Source organism: Fundidesulfovibrio terrae, assembly GCF_022808915.1.
GTDB lineage: Bacteria > Desulfobacterota > Desulfovibrionia > Desulfovibrionales > Desulfovibrionaceae > Fundidesulfovibrio > Fundidesulfovibrio terrae.
The window spans coordinates 1,062,793-1,086,382 of sequence record NZ_JAKZFS010000001.1 but is presented as its reverse complement, the minus strand read 5'-3'; the positions used below and the strand labels follow the sequence as shown (position 1 = coordinate 1,086,382).

Genomic DNA, 23,590 nt, shown 5'->3' with positions numbered 1-23,590 from the left:
CCCATGGCCGTCGAACAGGTCCCGCCCATATTCCAGCCCAGGCTGCAACCGAAGCCCGCGCTGCCCACCCTGTCACCAAGGGACGAAGGCTTCGCCGAGGCCCTGGACTCGGCCCGGGCCGCTCCGCTGTCCGGGCACGGAAGCGGCGAAGTGCACGGCGAGGTGCAGAGGCCCGGGGAAAACGCCCCCGGCGCATCCGGCAGGACGTTGACGGGGCAGCACGCCGCCACGCATCTTTCCGCGCCCTCCACCGCTCCCCCGGGAGTCGTCTGGGGCGCGGTGGAATGGCCCCGCCAGCCCGTGCCCCCGGAGAAGGCCGCCACGCAGGACAACGCCGCCGCGGCTGGCGCCGCCAGCGCCGCCTCCGGAGCCTCATCCAGCGTTCCCTCATCCGCCCAGGCCAGCCCGGCCGGGCAATCGCGGGACCAGGCGGCGGCAGGCGCCCCCGCCCGTTTCTCCGCCGAGGACGAGGCCGCCCTTCGCGCCTGGGCCTCGGCCGTCAAACCGCCGCCGCGCGCGCCCCGCGCCGCCAAGCCTTTGCCGCTTGATCTTCCGCCGTCCCTGGCCGCCGCCGACCCGAGCGCCCTGGCCCTCACCGCCAAGGCCCAGCTCGGCAGGCGCTACACCGTCGGGGGCGAAACCCCGCGTCAGGGATTCGACTGCTCCGGGCTTACCAGCTACGTCTACGCCAGAAGCGGCGTGGAGCTGTCGCGCAACTCACGCGAGCAGTTCCGCCAGGGCCAGCCTGTGAAGCGCGAGGACCTGCGCCCGGGCGATCTGGTGTTCTTCGGCAAGAAAGGCGTACACCACGTGGGCATCTACATGGGGGAAGGCACCTTCGTGCACGCCGCCAGCTCCGGGGGAGCGGTGAAGACCGGCTCCCTGGACGACCCGGTGTGGAGTTCCTCCTACGCCGGGGGCAGGCGGATCCTCCGCGACGACGCGGGCATGGGCCCCAAAGGCGCGGGCCTCTCAGCCACGGGCTGACCGCAGGCTGCCAGCGGACTACCGGATCTGCCCGGCGAACCCGCCTCCGGCCTTCACGGCGCGCCGCCCGGAACACCCTTTTTCGCCGGGGATGCCCCTGCCGCCGCCGACACGTCTTGCCCCTTCTTACGCTATGCCGTATCATTGACGGATGCTCGGATACGATGTCGTCATCATAGGCGCCGGGGCCTCCGGCCTGTTTTGCGCCCTCACAGCGGCCAGGCGGGGCCTCAGCGTCGCCGTGTTCGACCACAACACCCAGACCGGCAAGAAGCTCAAGGTCACCGGCGGCGGACGTTGCAACTTCGGCAACACAAGGGTCACGCCGGAGAACTTTCTCTCCTCCAATCCGCACTTCAGCGTCTCGGCGCTGTCGCGCTTCGCGCCGCTGGCCTTCAAGGAATTCCTGGAGCAGAATGGACTGTCCAGCGTGGAGGAAGGGCACGGCCAGCTCTTCTGCCGCCAGGGCGCGGTGGCCGTGGCCGACCTGCTGGAGCGGCTCTGCCAGGAGGCGGGCGTTCACTTCTACATGAACGCGCGCATCAAGAACATCGAGCGCCGCGAGGATTTCCGCGTCACCTACCCGGGCGGCACCGTGCCCGGAAAAAACCTGGTGGTGGCGGCCGGCGGCCTGGCCTGGCCCCAGACCGGCTCTTCCTGCTTCGGCTACGGCGTGGCCGAGACCTTCGGGCTGGACCTCATCGAGCCCCGCCCCGCCCTCACCCCCCTGAACATGGGACAGGGCTGGCAGATGGCGGCGCTGTCGGGCATCTCGCTTCCGGTGCGCATCCAGTTCGGCAAGACGTCCTTCGAGGACGCCCTGCTCTTCACCCACAAGGGCCTGAGCGGTCCGGCCGTTCTGCAGATCTCCTCCTACTGGCAGCAGGGCAAGCCCGTGGTGGTGAACCTGACCCCGGACCAGTCCCCCGAGGACATCCTGGCCAAGGCGCGCGGCACCAAGTCCCAGGTGAAGACGGTGCTGGGCAAGCTCCTGCCCTCGCGCCTGGCGGCCATGATCGCGCCGCCGGAACTGGGGGCCAAGCCCGTGGCCCAGCTGCGCAAGGAGGAACTGGCCTGGCTGGTCAAGCGCCTTACGGCCTGGGAAATCACCCCCAAGGAGCTGGCCGGGTACAAGAAGGCCGAGGTGACCGCCGGAGGAGTGGACACCAAGGCCATCTCGTCCAAGACCATGGAGAGCCTGGGCGTTCCCGGCCTGTACTTCATCGGCGAAATCCTGGACGTAACCGGACACCTGGGCGGCTACAACCTGCACTGGGCCTGGGCCTCGGGCTTCGTAGCGGCCCAGTCGCTCAAGGAGTCGCAGTAGCGGGAGGCGCCTGGCGCGAGGCCGCCCCAACACGTTCCACGGCGAGGCAGGCATGAACGCAGACGTTCCCGTCGCCCGGCTGGAGTTCTTCCGCAAGGAGATCGGCCTCGACGAATCCAAGCTCGCCGTGATCCGCCCCTTCGCGGACAAGCTCGCCGCCCGCGCCCGCAAGGCCGGGGCCTACATCGACGCCCTGGTGCGCAAGACCGCTCCGCGCGTGCGCCTGGAAATGACCCTGGAATTTTTCGACGGGGCCCTCAAGGATTTCTGGGCCGACTGGTACTCCACCCTCTGGACCAGGGCCTGGGACGAAAAATTCCTGCGCGAACTCTGGCAGCAGGGGGTCACGGCGGCAAGGCTGGGCATCGACCTGCAATACGTGATGCTGGGCGAGGTCAAGTGCCGCCAATTGTTCATCAAGGCCGTGCGCGAGGACGTGCCCCCGGATTTTCGCGGCAAAGTGGCCTCGGCCGTCAACGACCTCCTGGACCTGTGCCTGATGATTCGCGCCAAGGGCCACTCCTCCTATCACTCGGAGATCGCGGAGCCGCTCCTGCAGGGGCTCTTCCACCAGACCCGCAACCCGCTCACCATCATCGGCGGCACGGCCACGCGCCTCATGCGCTCGGGCGGCCCGGAAGTCTCCGCCATGGCCCAGGTGATCCTGGACGAGGCCCTGCGCCTGGAGCGCATGACCCGCGACATCTCCACCTGCAACTCCATCGAACTGGCCGAACCGACCTTCGCCGCCGTGGCCGTGGAGCCCTTCCTGCGCCAGACCCTGGACGGCCTGCGCTCCGGGCCGAACTGGCCGCAGGGGCTCGAGCCCGAGGTCTCGCTCGATCCGGACCACCCCGAAGTGGACGCGGACCCGAACCTGCTCAGGGAAATCTTCAAGGAGGTGCTGGTAAACGCCCTGGAAGCCATGCCCGAGGGCGACCGCAGGCTTGTGCTGACCTCGTCCGTGGACCAGGCCACGCCCAGCCATCTGAGCGTGACGGTGTCGAACAGCGGCGAACTCCCCAAGGACCAGGACGTGGAACAGCTCTACCTGCCGTTTCACTCCACCAAGTCCCAGGGCACCGGCTTCGGCCTGCCCATCGCCCGGGCCGCCGCGCACAAGTGCTTCGGCAAGGTGTCCCTGGCCCGGACCGAGGGCGGCGTGGCCTGCGCGGTGAAGCTGCCCCTCAAGGGGCAGATCGACGAATTGGGGTTTCTGGCCTGGAAGGATTTCTGATCCAGCGGACAAACGCCCGGCCGCGCGCCGGCAAGCGACGCATCAAGCGACTCACCGGACATCATGCAAGACAAGCAGTGCGAGCTCTATTCACGGCAATACGCCCAGTTCGTTTCCAAGGAAGTGGTCAAGGAGGCCGCCGCCCGTATCTTCGACGACCTGCGCGGCACGCTCTCGCAATATCTGAAGGATAACGCCGTGCCCGGCTGCGAGGCCCAGGCCGAGCGGATCATGGAGCTCCTCTCCGACGTGGAGGTGCGCCACTACAACGAGTTCAAGCTCCAGGACGTGTTCGAGGAAGTGATTGAGCGCTGACCCTCCGGTGCGGAAGATCACGGAGGACTGCCATCCGGCAGGGTTCGCTCGCCGTGGACGGAGTCGCGGTTACTCCTGTCCCGACCCCTCGGGCAGGCGGACCACAATGTGCGTCCCCTCGGGTTCGTCCGAGGTGAAGGTGATGTCGCCCGCATGGGCCTTGGCGATGAGCAGCGCGCTGTGCGCGCCGAGCCCCGTGCCGCCCTTCTTGCCGCTGGTGACGTAGGGCTCGAAGAACTTCTCCCGGATGTGCTCCGGGATCACTCCACGGTTGTGGATGTCGATGACCACGTGCCCGGCCTCGTGGACCACGTTCACCACCACCGGCTCGTTTTCGGGCGAGGCTTCCACGGCGTTCTTGATGAGGTTGGAGAGCATGTCGTCCAGGAACGCCTCTTCGCCCATGACCCCGCAGTCCTTGTCAGGATCGGCGACCGGGTCGATCTCGCAGGCGAAGGAGACGCCCTTTTCCCGCATGGCCGGTTCGAAGCGCTTGCCCAGGTCGGCCAGCAGCCTGACCAGGTTCACCGGCCGGGGGGTGACGCGGTAGCTCCCCTGGTGGATGCGCAGCATGGCCTGGGAGTTGGCCAGCAGGTGGTTCATCTGCATGCCCGAGTCGTGGATGAGGCGCGCCCACTCGCGCTGCTTCTCGGGCAGGCCATGGTCCTCCATGAGGAGCTTGGCGAAACCCACGATGCCCAGCAGCGGGGACTTGAGGTCGTGGCGGATGATGCGTTCCACGTCCTCGCGCAACTTTTCGTAGTGCTTGCGCTCGGAGATATCGCGGATGAAGGCCGCGAAATAGATGTCGCCCGCGCGGCTCCAGCTGGAATGGGTGATCTCGATGGGGAACTCGGTCCCGTCCTTGCGGATGGCGGCGCATTCCGAGGGCAGATGGGGCCGCAGGGCGTGGCCGGCCTCGAGGGCGCGGGCGAAGCCCCGCTCGTGCAGGGCGTGGTAGCGCTCGGGCATAAGGAAGCCGAGCCCCTGTCCCATGACCTCGCCCGGCTCGTAGCCGAAAAGGTTTTGGGAAGCCTGGTTCCAGAACACGATGCGCCCCTTGGCGTCGGAGGCGATGATTGCGTCCGGGGCGGACTGGGCCAGGGAAAGGTACTCCTCGCGCAGGTCGTCCAGCATGCGCCTGAGCATCTGACAGTGGCGTTCGCGCCGGGTCAGGTCGGCCACCTGGCCCTTGAGGCCGGAAATCTCGTCTTCCAGTGTGCGCTGATAGTCCGCCATGGGCCAGAGCCTACACCCCGTCACGCCTTGATTACAAGGATTTCCGCGCGCGATTCCCGCTGGCGCCAAACGATTTACATCCCCGTGCAAATACGGCATCTGACGGGGGCGTTACGACACGAAACAAAACGCTCTCAAGGAGGCTCCATGCGCAGGCGTTCGCTCATCGTCATCTGCTGTCTGGCCGTGCTCGCAGCACTGCCGGGCCTGGCCCAGGCCGAAAAACTCAAGGTTGCATTCGCCCTGATCGGCACCGTCAACGACCAGGGATGGAACCACGCCCACGCCGTGGGCATCGAGGCCCTCAAGAAGAAGTTCGGCGACCAGATCGAGGTGAGCTACACCGAGAACGTCGGCGCGGCCGACGCCGAGCGCGTCTTCCGCCAGTACGCCCAGGACGGCTACAAGATGATCTTCGGCACCACCTTCGAGCACATGGACCCCATGCTCCAGGTGGCCAAGGACTTCCCCGACGTGGCCTTCGAGCACTGCTCCGGCTACAAGACCGCCCCCAACATGGGCACCTACATGGCCCGCATCGAGCAGGGCGAGTACCTGGTGGGCTACATGGCCGGGCTCATGGGCTACAGCAACGTGGGCACCGTCTCCACCAACCCCATCCCCGAGCCCATCCGCGGCATCAACGGCTTCACCCACGGCCTGCTGCGCGGCCTCAAGGAATCCGGCGCCAAGTTCAACCCCGACGCAGTGAACACCGTGGTCTGGCTCAAGAGCTGGCGCGACCCCATCGGCGAAACCACCATGAGCGAGGCCCTGGTGCAGCGCGGCTGCACCCTGATCCGCCAGATGGCCGACACCCCCGACGCCTCGCTGGCCGCCTGCGCCAAGAACGTCCCGGCCATCGGCTACGGCGCGGACGCCTCCGCTTTCGGAGCCAAGTGCGTTCTGGTCTCCACCATCTGGAACTGGGGCGAATTTTATACTAGGCTCGTGAAGGCCAAGCTGGAAGGTTCCTGGAAGCCCGAGGAACTCTACTGGGGCTTCGAGAAGGACGCCATCCAACTCTCCGCCTTCAATGAGAAGGTGCCCGCCCCAGTGCGCGAAAAGGTCACGGCCGAGCTCGACCTCATGAAGAAGGGCACCGACAACTCCTTCCTGGGACCCATGGTCGACCAGGACGGCAAGGTGATGATCCCCGAAGGCAAGCGCGCCACGGTGCAGGAGCTCTACACCATGCGCTGGCTCCTGAAGGGCGTCAGCGGCAAGCTGCCCGAGTAAGAGCCCACCACGCGGGGGACGGCTCTTACCCGGGGCCGTCCCCCTTTTTTTATTGCGAGGCCCACATGGCATACGAACGCCCCGTGCGCGAGTCCGGCGAGAAGTACACCCTCGGTTTCGAGGGCCTGGACTACACCGTCCAGATCCCCTGGGTCTGGATACCCTCCGACGGAGGGGAGGTGCGCATCGCCTCCCTGGACCTGGTGGGCCAGACCCGCCTGAACCGCGACCTGGGCCGCCTGCTGGCCGCGCGCCTGAAGCCCTTCATCGAGGGCAAGAAACGCGTCACCATGCTCACCGCCGTGGAAAAGGCCCTGCAGCTGGCCCAGGTGACGGCCTTCGAGCTTAACCTGGACGAGATCGCCGTGGCCCACAACCGGGTCAAGCCCCACATGGAGCCCGGACGCCGCCCGCTTCTGCAGGTGGGCGCGGACTCCATCACCAGCGGCGACAAGTTCCTGGCCCTGTACGAACGCTCGCTCGCCATCGTGGCCGAGGCCACCGACGGCATCATCCTTTTCGACGACGTGGTCTCAACCGGCTCCACCATGCTGGCCATGCAGGCCCTGGTGGAGCAGGCCGCGCGCTTCGCCCGCCTGAGCTGCCCCCCGCCCATCCTGGCCGTGGCCTGCGCCGCCATCGAGGGCGACCCGGCGCTTGAGCCTCTGGTGTACCTGGCCAAGCTTCCCGCGCCGCAGTTCCGCGAGGCCCAATGAGCGCTGCACTGGAACTTTCCGGCATCACCAAGCGCTTCGGCGAAAACACCGCCAACGACCGCGTGAGCCTCACCGCCCACGCGGGCGAGATCCACGCGCTTCTGGGCGAGAACGGCGCGGGCAAGTCCACGCTCATGTCCATCCTGTCCGGGCGCTACAGCCCCGACGAAGGCGAGATCAAACTCGACGGCAAGGCCGTGCGCTTCAAGTCCCCGGCCGACGCCCTGGCCCAGGGCGTCGGCATGGTGCACCAGCGCTTCATGTTGGTGGAGGCCTTCACCGTGGCCGAGAACGTGGCCCTGGCCGCCGGCGGCGGAACAATGCTCGATCTCAAGGCCGAATCCGCGCGCATCCGCGAACTCTCCGACCGCTTCGGCCTTCAGGCCCGCCCCGAGAGCCGGGTGCGCGACCTGTCCATGGGCGAGCGCCAGCGCGTGGAGATCCTCAAGCTTTTGCGCCTGGGCGCGCGCGTGCTCATCTTCGACGAGCCCACCTCCGTGCTCACCCCCACCGAGATCGAGAGCTTCTGCGAGGTGCTGCGCACCCTGCGCCGCGAAGGGCGCACCATCGTGTTCATCACCCACAAGCTGGAAGAGGCCCTGGAGCTCTCGGACCGCATTTCCATCCTGCGCAAGGGCCGCCTGGTGGCCCGCACCACCCCGGCCGAGGCCGGGGGCAAGCGCAACCTGGCCCGCATGATGGTGGGCCGCGAGGTGATCTTCGCCATCGACAAGCCCGAGGTGCGCATGGGGGCCGAAGTTCTGCGCCTGGACGGGTTCACCGGCGGAGGCGAGCCGGACCGCCCGGCGTTCCGCGACGTGAGCTTCAGCCTGCGCAAAGGCGAGGTGCTGGCGGTGGTGGGCGTGGCCGGAAACGGCCAGACCGAGCTGACCGAGGCCCTGGCCGGGCTCGCCCCCAGCTTCTCGGGGAGCGTGGAGTACTCCGGGGGCGCCTTTGATGCCCCTGCCTGGGCCGCCGCCCCCAAGGACACCCTGGCCTACGTGCCGGAGGATCGCCACCACGAGGGCAGCATCCCGAGCTTGTCCCTCACCCACAATTTCCTGCTGACAAGGCTCGCGGCCTTCACCCGGGGCATGCTCCTGGACTGGGCCGGGGGGGCCGCCGCCACCCGCGAGGCCATCGGCCGCTTCGCCATCCGGGCCCAGGGACCGGAGCAGGCTTCCGGGGAACTCTCCGGCGGCAACCTCCAGAAGCTCCTGCTGGCCCGCGAGCTCTCGCGCCTGCCCGAAGCGCTCATCGTGCACCAGCCCACGCAAGGGTTGGACGTGGGTGCGTCCGAGGACGTGTGGAAGAGTCTTTTGGCCGCGCGCGAGCACGCCGGGGTGCTCATCGTCACCGGCGACCTCACCGAGGCCCTGACCCTGGCCGACCGGGTGGCCGTGATGTTCGGCGGAAGGATACTGGGCGTGGTGGACGCATCCGACCCGGACCAGGTGGCCCGCATAAGCCCCATGATGGCGGGAGTGCAGCAATGACCGCGACCGGATGGAACCCGCCCGGGGCGCAAGGGGTACGTTCATGACCTTCCTGAAGAGCAAGGCCGCGCTGTGGAGCCTGGCCCTCGTCATCCCCCTGCTGGCCGGGGCGGCCATCTTCGCCTTTCTGGGGGCCAACCCCCTGGAAGCCTATTCGGTGATGTTCGCGGGCGCGTTCGGCTCCTTCGCGCGCTTCTCCGAGGTGCTGGTGAAGGCATCAGCGCTCACCCTCACGGGGCTGGCCGTGATCCTGGCCGCGCGCATGAACCTGTGGAACATCGGCTGCGAGGGCCAGCTGGTCATGGGCGGCGTGTTCGCCACGGCCGTGGCCCTGTGGTACGGCACGGTGCTGCCGGCCCCGGTCCTGGTCCCCCTGCTCTTCCTGGCCGGGGCGCTGGGCGGGGCGGCGTGGGCCTCGGGTCCGGCCTGGCTCAGGTCGCGCCTGGGGGTCAGCGAGATCATCACCACGCTTTTGCTCAACTACGTGGCCATCGCCCTCATGGAGCACCTGTACTTCGGCCCCTGGCGCGATCCGGCCGGATTCGGCTTCCCCGGCACGGCCATGTTCGCCGACGCCGCCACCCTGCCCCGCTTCCCCGGCACGCGCGTGCATCCGGGGCTTCTGGCGGGGCTTTTCGGCGCGGGCCTTCTGGCCTGGGTGCTGGCCAAGACCCGCTGGGGCTATGAGCTGACCGTGATGGGCCTTGGCCCCAAGGCGGCGGAATACGCGGGCATGAACGCGGCCCGGCGCGGCCTGTGGGTGCTCATCCTGAGCGGGGCCATCGCGGGCATCGCGGGCATGGCCGAAGTCACGGCCATCCACCACAGGCTCCAGCAGGGCCTGTCCGTGGGGTATGGCTACGACGGGGTCATCGTGGCCTGTCTGGCCAGGCTCAAGCCCGGTTTCGCGCCGATCGGGGCCGTTGCGCTGGCCGCCGTCCTGGTGGGCGGAGAATACCTTCAGACCAGGATGCGACTGCCCTCGGCGGCCAGCCTGGTCATCGAGGCGGCGCTGCTCTTAAGCCTTTTGTGGCTGCAGACCCGCTCGGAGAAACGCTAGACCCGGCTAGTAGTAGCGCCACTCTCCGGAGGCTTCGCGGAACTCCTCGTCCATCTCCTCGGAGATGCCCACGCGGATCTCCTTCTCGCCCTCGGCGGTGGTGACGTTCTTGGCCGGGTCCAGGCCCTGGTCCAGGGCGGACTCCTCCCAGTGCTTGCGTATGGCTTGTGCGGCGGATTTCACCTCTGCCTCGTTTCCCGGCTTCTTGAGCCAGCGCGCTACCCAGATCCAGGTGGTCATGGCTTTTCTCCTGCTGACGGGTTCATGGGGTTAGCCTCCAGCATGAGCCATACGGCGGCCGCCGTGTCAATCGTTTCCCGCTTTGAAATCCCACTCCCCTGGGGTAGCCTGCCCAGGCCACGCACGGGCCGCGCAGGAGGGCACATGGTCAGCAAGCAGGACGTCATCGATCTCATCATCGCCAACACCACCTTCCGGCGCAACGTCTTCAACATGATCCCCGAAGGGGCCAGCCGCATCATGGATTTCGGCAGCGGCGAGGGCGGGCTGATCCTTCGGCTCAAGCGCGACAAGGGCTGCACCGACCTGCACGCCCTGGAAGTGGACCCTCGTAGCGCCGGCCTGCTCGAGGGGCTGGTGGACCGCGTCTGGCGCGAGGACTACGAGAAAGGCCAGAGCCTGCCCCCGGAATTCGCTGGCTATTTCAGCCATGTGATCCTGCACGACGTGGTGGAGCACCTCTTCGACCCCTGGGTCACGCTCTCCAAGGTACGCGAGCTGGTGGCGGACGACGGGCGCATGATCATCTCCACGCCCAACATCCACTACTGGATTCTCCAGTACGAAATCCTGCGCGGCAAGTTCCACTACGGCCCCGGATTCTGGCACACCGGGCACCTGCGCTGGTACACTCCGGCCAGCTTCGTGGAGCTTCTGGCCATCGCGGGCCTCAAGATCGAAACACTCTACCTGGACATCCCGGACAAGGTCTCCTTCCTGCGCATGGCCCAGGCCAGCGAGGTGCGCGAGGTGAGCTTCCCGCCGCGCGAGCTGGCCCACCTCCACCCCGACAAGCCCCCCGTCACCGTGACCTACCCCGGCGACATCCGAAAATACTACCCGGTGTTTTTCGCGGGCAAACTCATCGCCGTCTGCTCCAAGGCCCCGTTGCCCTTCGAATTGACCAAAGTGACCTACAACTGCGGCTACCTGGAGGGCATGCGCAAGAAATTGCGCCTGGACCACGACGTTTTCAACCCGCCCAAGATGATCCCGCTCATCGGCACCTCCCACTGATGAAACCGGGCGCGCGCCGCCGGGACTCTTGGAAAGTGTGCGAGCGCGTGCTAGAGAGCCGAGAGCCATGAACGATTTCGCATTCCTGCTCACCCTGACGCTCAAGTCCTCCATGGCGGTGCTCCTGGCCGCCCAGGGAGAAGTGCTGGCCGAACGGGCCGGGGTGATCAACCTCGGCCAGGAGGGCCTCATGCTCATGGGAGCCCTCACGGGCTTCTACGTGGGCTTCGTGACAGGCAGCCCGGTGCTGGCCTTCGCCGCGGCCGGGGCCGTGGGGACGCTGCTGTCCTGCCTGCACGGATTCTTCGCCATCCGCCTGGGGGCCAACCAGCTGCTCTCGGGCATCGCCCTGACCATCCTGGGCACGGGCCTATCCAATTACCTGGGCCGGGGGCTCATCGGCAAGATCGGCCTCCGCGTGCAGGAGACGCCCGTCCCCTTCCTTCAGGACATCCCCTTCGTCGGCCCCGTGCTGTTCAAGCAGAACGCCCTGGTCTACGTGGGCATCGGCGTGGCCCTGGTGCTGTGGTTCCTGCTGACCCGCACCCGCCTGGGGCTCATGGTACGCGCCTGCGGCGAGAACCCGGCCGCCGCCGACGCCATGGGCACTCCTGTGGGCCGCACCCGCCTGCTGGCCCTTTCCGCGGGAGGGTTTCTCTCGGGCATGGCCGGGGCCTACCTCTCCCTGGTGTTCACCCCCGGCTGGAAGGAAGGCATCAGTGGTGGCCAGGGCTGGATCGCCGTGGCCATCGTCATCTTTGCCGGATGGCGGCCCATGGGGGCGCTGTTCGGCGCGCTCTTTTTCGGATTCCTGTCGGCGCTCCAGTTCTTCTTCCAGGCCACTGGCGCCCATTTCGTGCCCCTTTACGTGCTGCGCATCCTCCCGTACATCCTCACCATCCTCACCCTGAGCCTGGCCGCAGCCCTGGGACGCCGGGGCAACGCCCCCGCAGGGCTCGGCAAGCCGTACTTCCGCGAGCGTGCATGACCCACCTCTACGACCATCGCCTCGATGTGCTGGACAACGGCCTGCGCATCGCCACCGAACGTTTGGACGGCGCGCGCAGCGTAAGCTTCGGCATCTGGATCGAAGCCGGATCGCTCCACGAGTCCCCTGGCCAGGAGGGCACCGCCCACCTCTGGGAACACCTGGCCTACAAGGGCACCGCCCGGCGCTCCGCCCTGGACATCGCCAAGTCCCTGGACCTCCTGGGCGGATACTCCAACGCCTACACCAGCCGCGAGCACACCTGCTTCCACGCCCGGGTGGTGGACACCCACCTGGAGGACGCCCTGGACATCCTGGCGGACATCGCCCTGTCGCCGCGCCCGTCCCTTGACGACTTGGCGCGAGAGAAGGACGTAGTGCTCCAGGAGATCGCCATGGTGGAGGACGACCCGGAAGACTGCCTCATGGAGGCCTTCTGGCGCGAGATGTGGCCCGGCTCGCCGGTTGGGCACTCCATCCTGGGCATGCCCGAGACGGTGCGCTCCTTCGGACTTTCCGACCTCGAGACCTGGCGCTCGGCCAACTACCGCCCCGGGCGCATGCTGGTTTCCGCCGCCGGAAGCCTGGACCACGACCGCGTGCGCGACATGGTGGCCCGGCGTTTCGGCGCGCTGGAACCGGCCGCCGCGGGCGCTCGCCCCTCTCCCGGCCGCTACGCCCCCCCGGCGTTTCTCAGGGAACGCGACACCGAGCAGAGCCACGTCACCCTGTCCTTTCCGGGAATGGGCGCGTCCGACGAGCGCCGCTTCTCCATGGGAATCCTGAACGCCATCCTGGGCGGCAACATGTCCTCGCGCCTTTTCCAGGAAGTGCGGGAGCGCCGGGGACTGGCCTACACGGTCTATTCCTTCGCCAACTCCCTCACCCGCCAGGGCGTGGTGCAGGTCTACGCCGCCGTGGACCCCGAGCGCACCGGCGAGCTGCTCTCCTGCCTGCGCGAGGAAATCGGCAAGCTGGCCGGGGGCGGCGTCACCGCCGAAGAGCTGGAGCACGCCCGCGACCACCTGCTGTCCGTGCTGTACCTCACCCTGGAGTCCAGCGAGGACCGCATGTCCCGGCTGGCCCGCAACCAGCTGATCCTCGGCCGCTTCGTGCCCCCCGAGGAGACCGCCGCCCGCTTCGAGGCCGTCACCCTGGACGAGGTGCGCGCCCTGGCCGCCGAAATCCTCGATCCGGCCGGAGCCGGGCTCGCGGTCATGGGCCCCGAGATCGACGAGTCCTGGGCCGGAACCTTCAGGCCGTGACCAGCTTCGAGTTCCCGACCGGGGTGCTGCACCTGGCCCTGGGCGACATCGCCTCATGGCCGGCCCGGGCCGTGGTCAACGCGGCCAACTCCCGCCTGGCCGGGGGCGGCGGCGTGGACGGGGCCATCCACCGGGCCGCCGGGCCGAGGCTCCCCGAAGCCTGCCGGGAGATCATCGCCGCGCGCGGCGAACTGAAGGCCGGGGAGGCCGCCATCACCCCGGGCTTCGATATGAGCGCATCCTTCATCATCCACGCGGTGGGGCCCATCTGGCACGGCGGGAATTCCGGCGAGCCCGAGGCATTGGCCCGCGCGTACCGCTCGTGCTTCGCCCTGTGCCGGGAACACGGCATCGACACCGTGGCCTTTCCGGCCATCAGTTGCGGAGCCTACGGCTATCCCGTGGAGCTGGCCGCGCCCATCGCCCTCACCGAACTCAAGCGGGGCGTCACGCAAGGGGACACTCGCGAAGCATGGATGGTGCTCTATTTCCCCCAAGCATTCGAAACCTGGCTGGGCATGGCCCGCCAAATCCTGTAGGGTATCCTAATGGACATTCACGGCACCACCATACTGGCCGTGCGCGACGCTTCGGGCGTGGCCATGGCCGGCGACGGACAAGTGACCTTCGGACAGGCCGTGGCCATGAAGCACACGGCCCGCAAGGTGCGCCGCCTGTACAAGGACCGGGTCCTGGCCGGGTTCGCGGGCTCCACCGCCGACGCCTTCACCCTCTTCGAGCGCTTCGAGGCCAAGCTGGAGGAGTTCTCCGGCAACCTCACCCGCGCCGCCGTGGAGCTGGCCAAGGATTGGCGCAAGGACAAGTTCCTGCGCAAGCTCGAAGCCATGCTGCTGGTGGCCGACGCCGCAACCATCCTGATCCTCACAGGCGCAGGCGACGTCATCGAGCCCGACGACGGCCTGGCGGCCATCGGCTCCGGCGGGACCTACGCCCTGGCCGCGGCCCGGGCCCTGGCGCGAAACACGGACATCGGCGCGGCGGACATCGCCCGCAAGGCCATGGACATCGCCGCCGAACTGTGCGTCTTCACCAATTCCAACATCGTCCTGGAGACCGTGGACAGACAATGAACACGCTCACCCCTCGCGAGACCGTCTCGGAGCTCGACAAATACATCGTGGGCCAGAATCCGGCCAAGCGCATGGTGGCCATAGCCATGCGCAACCGCTGGCGCCGCCAGCAGATCGATCCGGCCCTGCGCGACGAGATCGCGCCCAAGAACATCCTCATGATCGGCCCCACCGGCGTGGGCAAGACCGAGATCGCCCGCCGCCTGGCCAAGCTCGCCGGTTCGCCTTTCCACAAGGTGGAGGCCACCAAGTTCACCGAGGTGGGCTACGTGGGCCGCGACGTGGAGTCCATGGTGCGCGACCTCATGGAACTCGGCGTGCAGCTGGTGCGCCAGGAAGAGGCCGAGAAGGTGCGCGTCAAGGCCGAGAAGTCCGCCGAGGAACGCCTGCTGGACCTGCTCCTCCCGGCCTCGCGGCAGAGCGAGGCCGCCTTCTACGGCGGAGCCCAGCCCGCCGTGCCCGCGTCCGCCGCCGAGGAGGCCCAATCCACCCGCGAGAAGCTCAGGCAGCTCTGGCGAAAAGGGGCGCTCGACGACAAGCAGGTGGAGATGGACGTCACCGTGCCCTCCCCCAGCGTGGAGATCATGGCCATGCCGGGCATGGAAGAGTTGGGGAGCCAGTTCAAGGACATGTTCTCCAAGGTGTTCCCCCAGAAGAAGAAGGCCCGCAAGCTCAAGGTGCGCGAGGCCTACGACATCCTCATCGCCGAGGAATCCGAGAAGCTGGTGGACATGGACAAGGTGGCCGAATCCGCCCGGGAACGCGTGGAGCAGACCGGCATCCTGTTCATCGACGAGATAGACAAGATCTGCGGCCGCTCCTCCCAGGGCGGGTCGGGGCCGGACGTGTCCCGCGAAGGCGTGCAGCGGGACCTTTTGCCCGTGGTGGAAGGCTGCGTGGTCAACACCAAGTACGGCATGGTCAAGACCGACCACATCCTGTTCATCGCGGCCGGGGCCTTCCACTTTTCCAAGCCCTCGGACCTGGTGCCCGAGCTGCAGGGGCGCTTCCCGCTGCGCGTGGAGCTCTCGGCCCTGGGCAAGGACGAATTCCTGCGCATCCTCACCGAGCCGCAGAACTCGCTCACCGTGCAGTACAAGGCCCTCCTGGCCACGGAGAACGTGAACATCGAGTTCCCCCTGGAGGGGCTGGACGAGATGGCCTCCTTCGCCCAGAAGGTCAACGACGAGACCGAGAACATCGGCGCGCGCAGGCTCTATACCATCATGGAGAAGATCGTGCAGGACCTGTCCTTCGAAGCCCCGGACCGGGGCGGGGAGACGGTTGTCATCGACCGCGCCTACGTCAGGGACAAGCTCAAGGACGTGGCCGAGGACCGCGACCTGACCCGCTACATTCTCTAAAGGATACCGCCATGGAAAATCTCGCCCACACCCAGGCCCGGGTGCTTTTGGAGTCGCTGCCCTACATCCGCAAGTTCCACGGCCAGACCGTGGTCATCAAGTACGGCGGTCACGCCATGAAGGACGAGGCCCTGAAGAAGAGCTTCGCCCTGAACGTGGTGCTGCTCAAGTACATCGGGGTGAACCCGGTGATCGTGCACGGCGGCGGCCCGCAGATCGGCAAGATGCTGACTCAGCTTGGCATCGAGTCCCAGTTCCGCGAGGGGCTGCGCGTCACCGACGACGCCACCATGGACGTGGTGGAGATGGTGCTGGTGGGGCGCGTGAACAAGGAAATCGTCAACCTGATCAACCTGCACGGCGGCACCTGCGTGGGGCTCTCCGGAAAAGACGGCTGGCTCATCAAGGTGAAAAAGCTGGAGATGGTGCTCACCCGCGAGGACGCCCCGCCCGAGATCATCGACCTGGGCAACGTGGGCGAGCCGGTGCACGTCAACGCCTCGCTCATCCGCTCGCTGACCGACTCCGGCGTGATCCCGGTGATCGCTCCCGTGGGCGTGGACGACCAGGGCCGCACTTACAACATCAACGCCGACACCGCAGCCGGGGCCGTGGCCCAGGCGCTCGGCGCGCGCCGTCTGATCCTCCTGACCGACGTGGCCGGCGTGCTGGACGTAAGCGGCAAGCTGATCGAATCCATGGACCTGCGCCAGGCCAGCCAGGCCATCGAGGATGGCGTGGCAAAGGGCGGCATGATCCCCAAGCTCAAGTGCTGCATGGAGGCCGTGCAGTCGGGCGTGGAGAAGGCCCATGTCGTTGACGGCCGTGTGGAAAACTCGATCATCCTGGAACTCTTCACCAAGCAGGGGGTCGGAACGGAAGTGCGCATGAAGCGCTGACCGTCCGCCGCGCCATGCCGAGCCTGAAAGCCGCCGCGCTCTGCGCCCTTGTGCTCCTTTGCGCCACCCAGGCCGGCGCGGCCGACCGCGCCCTGGTGCTGCCCCTGCAGCCCGCCGAGGGCACGGATTACGACGGCCTCGGCCCGGCGATGCAGAACGTCATCGAGAACCTCCTGGCCCTGCACCCGGCCGTGGAGGAGACCTATCTCCTGCGCCACATGGGCGGGCCTTTCCCCACCGCCGGGGACTTGCAGTCCTACATGCTGGGCAAGCGCCCCTGGCGGGAGCCCTTGGCCGGGGCCGCCCGCGAAGGGGCGCGCTACGTGCTCGGTGGGCGCATCCTGCCCGGGCTCCAGGCGCAGGTCTGGCTCCTGGACATCAAGCGGGGCAAGACCTTCACCGCCACGCTCCCCATCGACGCCCAGATGGGCCTGGTGGCCTGCCGCCGCGCCCTCATTGACTTCCTGGGGAGCGACGCGGGCCTCGCCTTCCCGCCGGAGCAGGCGGCCAAGGCCCTTACCCCCATCACCGGCACCTCCGGCGCGCTACGCGCCTTCGGGCTCTCCTACGGGTCCTACATGGTGTTCTCGCACCTGGGCAGACGGTCCTACCTGGACCTGGAACTCTCGCGGCGTTCGGCGGACAAGGCGCCTAGGTCCTATCTTGCGCTCAACATGCACGCCTGGCTGCTGTACGTCTCCCGCCAGTACACCGACGCCGAGGAGTATTTCAAAAAGGCCCTCGCCACGGACCCGAACGGCATGGACTCCCTGGACGGCATGGCCCAGTGCGCCATGCTCACGGGCGGGATCGAGGCGGCGACGCCGTGGGTGCTGCGCAAGGCCCGGACGCGAGGAGCCGGCACGGGACCGGGCCTGAGCGGGATGCACATGCTCCTGGGCGCCCAGTTGGAGGGCGACAGGAATCCGGTCGCGGCGGCAAGGCATTACCGGACGGCCGCCGCCCTGGACCCCGACGCGGAGCTGCCCCCCATGCGCCTGGCGCTGGTCCTGTACCGGCTGGGCCAGGGCGAGAAATCCCTCGCGCCCGTGGACGCTCGCCTGTCGCGTCCGGCCGTCCCGGCGGTCAGGGCGACGCTTCTGAATTTCAAGGCCCGGATCCACCGATGGAACGCCCAGGAATTCATGAAGAAAAACAGGACGGATGACGAAAAAGCCAGCCTGGCCAAGGCCGTGGAATGCCTCAAGGCCAGCCCCATTCCTGACTTGCACGAGTATTCCTTGGACGTGCTGCGCTTGTCGCGGCTGGAAGCCACCGAAGGACACTTCGTCGAGGCGGGCAAGCTGCTGGCTCTGATCCAGCCCGAACCGGAAACTGACCCCCTGTTGGTGGAGTCCATGTCGGCCTTCTTCACGGTGCTGGGCGGCGGCGAGCCGGAAGAGGGATCAAGAGAGGTGGCGGGAGAGAAGCAGGCGCGGGCCTGCCTGGGCAAGCTCGCGGAACGGATGCGCGCGTGCGAGCCCGCGTCCCGCGAGGTGTTCGACGTTCTGGCCCAGGCGTTCTCCATGCTTGGATACAAGGATCTGGCCGGGTCCATCCTCCGTCTGGGCGAGGCCCGCACGAGCCCCTCAAGCGGAGACCGGCCCAGCTGACGAAACCCGCTCGCTGAGAAGAACGCGGGCAAGGGCGCGAAGATACGCCGCCGCCCGGAAATCAGGGCTTGGCCTGTCCCAGAATCTCCGCTTGGCACTGGGCCACGATCTCGAACATCTTGCGCACCGGGGCGGAATCGGCGGAGGGCTGGTCCAGGCTCTTGGAGTTCAGTTTCTTGAAATCCTTGTAGCTGATGACCTTCTGGACCTTCTCGGCGGCGCAGGCGCAGTACTGCCGGGCCTTGGCGCGAGTGGCCTCCTCGGAACCGCCCTGGTCCTTGAGCTTGTCCACGGCGGCCTCCTCGCAGCCCCGCAGGAACTCGTCCACCTCCTGCGGGGGGTACTCCTCCACGCGTGAACAGCCCCAGGCGGCGAGCACGGAGGCAAGCAGCAGTGCGCCCCAGGCGGCCCGCCTCACGAGGCCGGGTCCTCGCCGGCCAGGCGGACCTTGTCCTCGCCGTCGAGCTCCTTCACGTACACGTCCACCCGCTCGTCGCGGGAGGTGGGCAGGAGCTTGCCCATGTAGTCGGCCTGCACCGGCAGCTCGCGGTGCCCCCGATCCACCAGGACCAGGAGCTCCACCTTGCGGGGGCGGCCGAAATCCAGAATGGCCTCCAGGGCTGCGCGCACGGTTCGCCCGGAATAGAGCACGTCGTCCACCAGGATGAGCTTGCGTCCGTCCAGGCTGAAGGGGATGTCGGTCTGGTTGATCTGGGGCTGGTGGGCCAGGTTGGTCCAGTCGTCGCGGTAGAGGTTGATGTCGAGCTTGCCCAGGGGCAGCTCGCAGCCCAGGCGCGACTCCAGGATCCGCTTGAGGCGCTGGGCCAGCTCCACTCCCCGGCGCTGCACGCCGAGCAGGGCCAGTTCCGTGCACTCGCCGTGGCGCTCCAGGATTTCAAAGGCCAGGCGCTCCAGGGTGCGTGACATTTCCTTGCCGTTCATCACTATTTTCTGACGCTTCATGACCCTTCCAAGCATTGCTGTTTTTTATAGTTTCTATCCGAATTCACCGGCCAAGGCAAACCGGCGCATCACGGATTCGTATTTGACCAACCCCCTCCCCGGACCTACTACATTAGCCAGAGAATCGCATTCACGGAGGATTGCATGGTCACTGTCACCCAGCCCGCCAAGACCCAACTCGACGCCTACTTCGCGGAAAACGAAAAAGCGCCCATCCGCGTGTTCCTCTCCAGCGGCGGCTGTTCCGGCCCCAGGCTCACCCTGGCCCTGGACGAGCCCAAGGATTCCGACGATGTGTTCCAGGTCGACGGATACTCCATCGTCGTGGACAAGGAGCTGCTCGAAAAGGCCAAGCCCCTCACCATCGACTTCGCCTGCTCCGGTTTCAGCGTTGATTCCAGCCTGGAACTCGGTGGCGGCGGTTGCGGCGGCTGCTCCTGCTCCGGCGGCAGCTGCTCCTAGACGTACGGACCCGCTCCCGGAGTGCTTTCGCCCATTGCAAAGCGCTCCGGGAGTCTTCTTATCTGCCTCCCAAGCCCCGCCAGGCGCCAGCCTGGCGGGGCTTGGCCATTTTAGCCGCGATCACCAATACAACTCATAGATAATCCCAACATTTGACAAACACCCACACGGAGCTTACCTATCACGACGATGCAAACTTCCCAGGAGGCTCCCATGTTTACCCTCACCGAAGCTGCAAAGAAGCAGCTTGATTCGTACTTCGCGGACAAGGAGAAATCCCCCATCCGCGTGTACCTTTCCTCAGGTGGCTGAGCTGGCCCCCGGCTGGCATTGGCTCTGGACGAGTCAAAAGATACTGACGACGTGTTCGATGCCGACGGCTATACGTTCATTGTTGACAAGGAACTGATGAGCAAGGCTCAACCCATCACGGTTGACCTCTCCTACATGGGCTTCCAGATCAACTCGAGTCTGGAACTCGGCGGCGGCGGATGCGGCAGTTCCTGCTCCACCGGCTCCTGCTCCGGCCACTAGATCGTTGCATGAAGGGCGGCGGGGTCACCGCCGCCCTTTCCCCTCCGTACCCCGTTTCAGGGCTCTTCACCTTCGCCGTCATTTGGCGTATGCTGGCTTCACAAAGCGCGCACGCCCATCGGAAGGAGCCTTGATGCCCGGCAAGATTCTCATCGTCGACGACGAAATACATATCCGGATGCTCCTTGAACAAACCCTCGAGGATCTTGAGGAAGAGCACGGCGTGAGCATCGTCACGGCGTCCAACGGTGAGGAAGGGCTCGCGCTCATCCGCCGGGAAAAGCCAGACCTCGTATTCCTCGACATCATGATGCCCAAGCTGAGCGGCTACGAAGTGTGCCGCAAACTCAACGAAGATCCGGCGTTGGGAAAAGCCCTGAACATCGTCCTGCTCACGGCCAAGGGCCAGGAGGTGGACCGTCGCCAGGGGCTCGAACTTGGCGCGAAGCTCTACATGACCAAACCCTTCGATCCCGACGAGGTCCTGGACACCGCCAGATCCCTGCTGGGCATACCAAGGTAGCGCCGCGGCTCCGTGAGACGTTCATCCACATGGTTTTGCGCAGATTCCTCAGAAACCACGACCTGATCCCCCTGCTGGAAAAGGCCAAGGCCCTGCTCGAACCGGGCTGGGGCCTGGGTGTGGTCCAGGGGCGCGCGCTGCTCGCCTCCCTGGGGCTCACCGAGGACCACCTGGACCGCCCCGGCGCGGTACGCTTCAGTTCCTCTTTCTCCTCCAACGGCTCCCCGGTGGGGCACGTGGTCGTGGCGCCGCTGGAGCCGTCCGGCTCCCATTTCCAGACCGGAAACGTCCAGCAGGTCGCGGATTTCCTGGCTCAGAGCCTGGAGCTGCTTCTCAGGCAGGACGAGGCCCGGCGCGCCCTGGCCTGCGACACGCTCCAGAAATACCGTGAGCTCTCCCTGCTGCACCGGGCCACCGTGGGGCTCAACACCTCGCTTCGGCTGCGCGACGTGGGCCGGGCGCTTCTGGCCGAGTGCCAGTCCGGCACGCTCCCCACCGAAATGGGCGTGATCTTCCTGCGCGAGAACGGCTCGGAATACACCATGCCCTTCGCCTCCTTCGGCCCGGCCAAGGAGCACCACTTGGAGCGCATCGCCTCCGGCACGCTGTTCGCCGACATCATGCGCGGCGGCAAGGGCGAAATCATAAGCGACCTGGACGCCGACGCCCGCTGGCATGGCGAGGTCCCGGGCATCAAGGCCCTGCTGGCCGCCCCCATCGTAGCCGCCGAGTCCCGCGTGGGCGCACTGGTGCTGGCCACGGCCCGGGACGTGCACATCGAGGCCAAGCACCTCCAGTACGTCACCACCCTGGCTTCCGTGGCGGGCACGGCCATGGGCAACGCCGTCCACTTCGAGGACATCCAGAAGCTGCTCCAGGCCCTGCTCCAGGCCCTGGCCACGGCCATCGACGCCCGCGACCCCTTCACCGCCGGCCACTCCCACCGCGTCGCCCGGCTGGCCGCCGCACTCGCCCAGGTGGTGCACCGGGATGAGGAATTCTTCCCCGACGTCACCTTCGACGACGCCAACCTGACCGAAATCTACTACGCGGGGCTGTTGCACGACGTGGGCAAGATCGGCGTGCGCGAAGAGGTGCTCACCAAGGGCTCCCGGCTGCCCGACAGCCACATGACCATCATCGGCATGCGCATGGCCCTGCTCTCCGAGCTTTCCGGCTCGCAATGGCAGGAGGACTTCGAACAGCTGCGGCGCATCAACCGCTCCGACACCATCAGCCGCGACGACGCCTCGCTGGTAGTGGAGCTCTCCGGACAGGAGATCACCGCCTACGGAAAATCCGTTCCCGTGCTCTCCGAAGAGGAATCGCTGGCGCTTTTGGTGCCCCGGGGGAACCTGCTCCCTGCCGAACGCCGGGAGATCGAACGCCACCCCACCGAAAGCTACCGCATCCTCCAGCACATCCCCTTCCCCAAGCACATGCGCAACCTGCTCTGCGCCATCAGCCAGCACCACGAACGTCTGGACGGATCGGGATACCCCTCCGGTCTCAAGAGCGGCGAAATATCGCTCATTGCCCGCGTCCTCATGATCGTGGACATCTACGACGCCATCACCATGGAACGGCACTACAAGCCCGCGCTTCCCAAGGAAAAAGCCCTGCTCGTGCTTGAAGACGAAGCGGGACAGGGCAAGCTCGACGACCGGCTCGTGCGCCTCATGGTCCGCCATATCGACGATATCGAGGCCCAGTCCCTGCGCATGGCCATGCACGAGGATTTTGTCCTCTCCAGCGGCAACCCACAGACCTAGCGCGCCTACGGCTTGCCGCCACAAAGGCCCGCCGCGCAGAACCACGCGCCAAGCATCTTTCCCCGAACCGCATCCACCGTCACAGACCAAGGACATTCCCATGCGCAGCTTCGCCAGCGACAACAACTCAGGCGTCCATCCCCGGATCCTCAAAGCCATCACCGACGCCAACACCGGACACGCCGTGGGCTACGGCGACGATCCCTGGACCCGCGACGCCCAGTCCGCCTTCCGCCGTGAATTCGGCGAGGACGCCCGCGTTTATTTCGTCTTTCTGGGCACCGCCGCCAACGTCCTCTCCCTGAACACCCTGGCCCGGTCCTTCAATTCGGTCATCTGCGCCCGCTCGGCCCACATCAACGTGGACGAATGCGGCGCGCCCGAACGCATGGTCGGCTGCAAGCTCGTCGCCGTGCCCACGCCCGACGGCAAGCTGCGGCCGGACGACCTGCGCCACGCCCTGCACGACGTGGGCAACGAGCACCACAACCAGCCGCGCGTGGTCTCCATCGCCCAATGCACGGAACTCGGAACCGTCTACACCCCGGACGAGGTCCGGGCCTTGGCCGACGCCGCCCACGCCAACAACATGTTCCTGCATATGGACGGCGCGCGCATCGCCAACGCCGCATCCGCACTCGGCCTGACCCTGCGCCAGGTCTCCCGCGACTGCGGCGTGGACGTGCTCAGCTTCGGCGGCACCAAGAACGGCATGATGTACGGCGAGGCCGTGGTCTTCTTCCGCCCCGAGCTCGCCCGCGAATTCAAGTTCATCCGCAAACAAGGCATGCAGCTGGCCTCCAAGATGCGTTATATCTCGGCCCAGTTTTCAGCCATGCTCACGGACGGCCTCTGGCGCGACAATGCCGGGAGCGCCAACGCCATGGCGCGTCTGCTGGCAGATCTGTGCAAAGAGGTCCCCGGCGTGACCATCACCCGCAAGGTGGAGACCAACGCCGTTTTCGCCAGCATCCCAGCCAGGGCCGTGGCCGCACTGCAGGAGCAGTACTTCTTCTACGTATGGAACCCTGAACCGGCCGACGCGCCCGAAGTGCGCTGGATGTGCTCGTTCGACACCACCGAGGAGGACGTGCGGGCGTTCGCCGCTGCCCTGCGCGAGGCTTTGAGGTAAGAAGCCTCCGGCGGCCAAAGGGACCAGTCCCTTTGGAATCCCCTTTCGCTTCGCGTCGATCGATGCGAGTTTTGCCAAGAAAGAAGGCAGGGAGCGCGCAATGCCGCGCTC

The 23,590-nt window shown here is 66.9% G+C and carries 25 protein-coding genes; 21 read left to right on the top strand and 4 right to left on the bottom strand.

The features are described from left to right. The first annotated feature begins 3 nt into the window (after window positions 1–3). From ML540_RS04980 to ML540_RS04965, 4 genes are all read left to right on the top strand, one after another. Window positions 4–987: a C40 family peptidase gene (locus ML540_RS04980; protein ID WP_243358917.1), complete on the top strand. Its 984-nt coding sequence runs from the start codon at window positions 4–6 to the stop codon at window positions 985–987. Between the two features lie 151 nt (window positions 988–1,138). Continuing rightward, window positions 1,139–2,314, top strand: coding sequence for a BaiN/RdsA family NAD(P)/FAD-dependent oxidoreductase (locus tag ML540_RS04975; RefSeq protein ID WP_243358916.1), 1,176 nt, complete (start codon window positions 1,139–1,141; stop codon window positions 2,312–2,314). A 52-nt stretch (window positions 2,315–2,366) separates the two neighbouring features. Beyond that, window positions 2,367–3,551 (top strand): ATP-binding protein, encoded by a 1,185-nt coding sequence (locus ML540_RS04970; RefSeq protein WP_243358911.1) that lies wholly within the window; start codon window positions 2,367–2,369, stop codon window positions 3,549–3,551. Between the two features lie 63 nt (window positions 3,552–3,614). Further along, window positions 3,615–3,866: a hypothetical protein gene (locus tag ML540_RS04965; protein WP_243358908.1), complete on the top strand. Its 252-nt coding sequence runs from the start codon at window positions 3,615–3,617 to the stop codon at window positions 3,864–3,866. A gap of 69 nt (window positions 3,867–3,935) precedes the next feature. On the opposite strand, the gene ML540_RS04960 is transcribed toward ML540_RS04965, so the two are convergent. Next, window positions 3,936–5,105, bottom strand: coding sequence for a two-component system sensor histidine kinase NtrB (locus ML540_RS04960; protein ID WP_243358906.1), 1,170 nt, complete (start codon window positions 5,103–5,105; stop codon window positions 3,936–3,938). Between the two features lie 147 nt (window positions 5,106–5,252). Here ML540_RS04960 and ML540_RS04955 point away from each other — a divergent pair, with 147 nt between their 5' ends. The 4 genes from ML540_RS04955 (at window position 5,253) to ML540_RS04940 (ending at window position 9,616) form a co-directional block, all read left to right on the top strand. Continuing rightward, complete coding sequence (locus ML540_RS04955) at window positions 5,253–6,344, top strand: BMP family ABC transporter substrate-binding protein (protein WP_243358904.1); 1,092 nt, start codon at window positions 5,253–5,255, stop codon at window positions 6,342–6,344. Window positions 6,345–6,409: 65 nt separating this feature from the next. Beyond that, window positions 6,410–7,060 carry a type I phosphoribosyltransferase gene (locus tag ML540_RS04950; protein WP_243358903.1) on the top strand — a complete coding sequence of 217 codons (651 nt, stop codon included), beginning with the start codon at window positions 6,410–6,412 and terminating at the stop codon, window positions 7,058–7,060. Beyond that, window positions 7,057–8,556: an ABC transporter ATP-binding protein gene (locus ML540_RS04945; protein ID WP_243358902.1), complete on the top strand. Its 1,500-nt coding sequence runs from the start codon at window positions 7,057–7,059 to the stop codon at window positions 8,554–8,556. The genes ML540_RS04950 and ML540_RS04945 overlap by 4 nt, the downstream gene beginning before the upstream one ends. A 43-nt stretch (window positions 8,557–8,599) precedes the next feature. Then, window positions 8,600–9,616: an ABC transporter permease gene (locus tag ML540_RS04940; protein WP_243358901.1), complete on the top strand. Its 1,017-nt coding sequence runs from the start codon at window positions 8,600–8,602 to the stop codon at window positions 9,614–9,616. Between the two features lie 6 nt (window positions 9,617–9,622). Here ML540_RS04940 and ML540_RS04935 read toward each other — a convergent pair whose 3' ends face one another. Then, a complete protein-coding gene (locus ML540_RS04935) occupies window positions 9,623–9,856 on the bottom strand; it encodes a hypothetical protein (protein WP_243358900.1) in 234 nt (77 codons plus the stop codon). Between the two features lie 144 nt (window positions 9,857–10,000). On the opposite strand from ML540_RS04935, the gene ML540_RS04930 reads away from it, so the two are divergent. From ML540_RS04930 to ML540_RS04895, 8 genes are all read left to right on the top strand, one after another. After that, window positions 10,001–10,873 (top strand): class I SAM-dependent methyltransferase, encoded by an 873-nt coding sequence (locus ML540_RS04930; protein WP_243358899.1) that lies wholly within the window; start codon window positions 10,001–10,003, stop codon window positions 10,871–10,873. Window positions 10,874–10,940: 67 nt separating this feature from the next. Further along, entirely contained in the window at window positions 10,941–11,861 is a 921-nt protein-coding gene (locus tag ML540_RS04925) for an ABC transporter permease (RefSeq protein WP_243358898.1), read from the top strand. Continuing rightward, window positions 11,858–13,126: a M16 family metallopeptidase gene (locus ML540_RS04920; RefSeq protein WP_243358896.1), complete on the top strand. Its 1,269-nt coding sequence runs from the start codon at window positions 11,858–11,860 to the stop codon at window positions 13,124–13,126. The genes ML540_RS04925 and ML540_RS04920 overlap by 4 nt, the downstream gene beginning before the upstream one ends. Then, window positions 13,123–13,665 (top strand): macro domain-containing protein, encoded by a 543-nt coding sequence (locus tag ML540_RS04915; protein ID WP_243358894.1) that lies wholly within the window; start codon window positions 13,123–13,125, stop codon window positions 13,663–13,665. Before ML540_RS04920 ends, ML540_RS04915 begins: the two co-directional genes overlap by 4 nt. A gap of 9 nt (window positions 13,666–13,674) precedes the next feature. Next, window positions 13,675–14,217: an ATP-dependent protease subunit HslV gene (gene hslV / locus ML540_RS04910; RefSeq protein WP_243358892.1), complete on the top strand. Its 543-nt coding sequence runs from the start codon at window positions 13,675–13,677 to the stop codon at window positions 14,215–14,217. Beyond that, a complete protein-coding gene (hslU, locus tag ML540_RS04905) occupies window positions 14,214–15,581 on the top strand; it encodes an ATP-dependent protease ATPase subunit HslU (protein WP_243358891.1) in 1,368 nt (455 codons plus the stop codon). Before hslV ends, hslU begins: the two co-directional genes overlap by 4 nt. Window positions 15,582–15,592: 11 nt before the next feature. Then, the gene (gene argB / locus ML540_RS04900) at window positions 15,593–16,480 is read left to right on the top strand and encodes an acetylglutamate kinase (protein WP_243358890.1); all 888 of its coding nucleotides are present in this window, start codon (window positions 15,593–15,595) and stop codon (window positions 16,478–16,480) included. Window positions 16,481–16,494: 14 nt separating this feature from the next. Beyond that, the gene (locus tag ML540_RS04895; protein WP_243358889.1) at window positions 16,495–18,093 is read left to right on the top strand and encodes a tetratricopeptide repeat protein; all 1,599 of its coding nucleotides are present in this window, start codon (window positions 16,495–16,497) and stop codon (window positions 18,091–18,093) included. A 61-nt stretch (window positions 18,094–18,154) separates the two neighbouring features. On the opposite strand, the gene ML540_RS04890 is transcribed toward ML540_RS04895, so the two are convergent. Together ML540_RS04890 and pyrR are read right to left on the bottom strand one after the other, a co-directional pair. Beyond that, window positions 18,155–18,511, bottom strand: coding sequence for a hypothetical protein (locus ML540_RS04890; RefSeq protein WP_243358888.1), 357 nt, complete (start codon window positions 18,509–18,511; stop codon window positions 18,155–18,157). Continuing rightward, on the bottom strand, window positions 18,508–19,056 hold the full coding sequence (gene pyrR / locus ML540_RS04885) for a bifunctional pyr operon transcriptional regulator/uracil phosphoribosyltransferase PyrR (RefSeq protein ID WP_243358887.1): 549 nt from the start codon (window positions 19,054–19,056) through the stop codon (window positions 18,508–18,510). Before pyrR ends, ML540_RS04890 begins: the two co-directional genes overlap by 4 nt. Before the next feature lie 144 nt (window positions 19,057–19,200). Here pyrR and ML540_RS04880 point away from each other — a divergent pair, with 144 nt between their 5' ends. The 5 genes from ML540_RS04880 (at window position 19,201) to ML540_RS04860 (ending at window position 23,479) form a co-directional block, all read left to right on the top strand. Continuing rightward, window positions 19,201–19,518: an IscA/HesB family protein gene (locus ML540_RS04880; RefSeq protein WP_243358886.1), complete on the top strand. Its 318-nt coding sequence runs from the start codon at window positions 19,201–19,203 to the stop codon at window positions 19,516–19,518. A 213-nt stretch (window positions 19,519–19,731) separates the two neighbouring features. Further along, window positions 19,732–20,052 carry an IscA/HesB family protein gene (locus tag ML540_RS04875; RefSeq protein WP_243358884.1) on the top strand — a complete coding sequence of 107 codons (321 nt, stop codon included), beginning with the start codon at window positions 19,732–19,734 and terminating at the stop codon, window positions 20,050–20,052. Window positions 20,053–20,185: 133 nt separating this feature from the next. Then, a complete protein-coding gene (locus ML540_RS04870; protein WP_243358882.1) occupies window positions 20,186–20,575 on the top strand; it encodes a response regulator transcription factor in 390 nt (129 codons plus the stop codon). 29 nt (window positions 20,576–20,604) lie between these two features. Next, a complete protein-coding gene (locus tag ML540_RS04865) occupies window positions 20,605–22,347 on the top strand; it encodes an HD-GYP domain-containing protein (RefSeq protein ID WP_243358880.1) in 1,743 nt (580 codons plus the stop codon). A gap of 100 nt (window positions 22,348–22,447) precedes the next feature. After that, a complete protein-coding gene (locus ML540_RS04860) occupies window positions 22,448–23,479 on the top strand; it encodes a threonine aldolase family protein (RefSeq protein ID WP_243358879.1) in 1,032 nt (343 codons plus the stop codon). Window positions 23,480–23,590 lie beyond the last annotated feature (111 nt).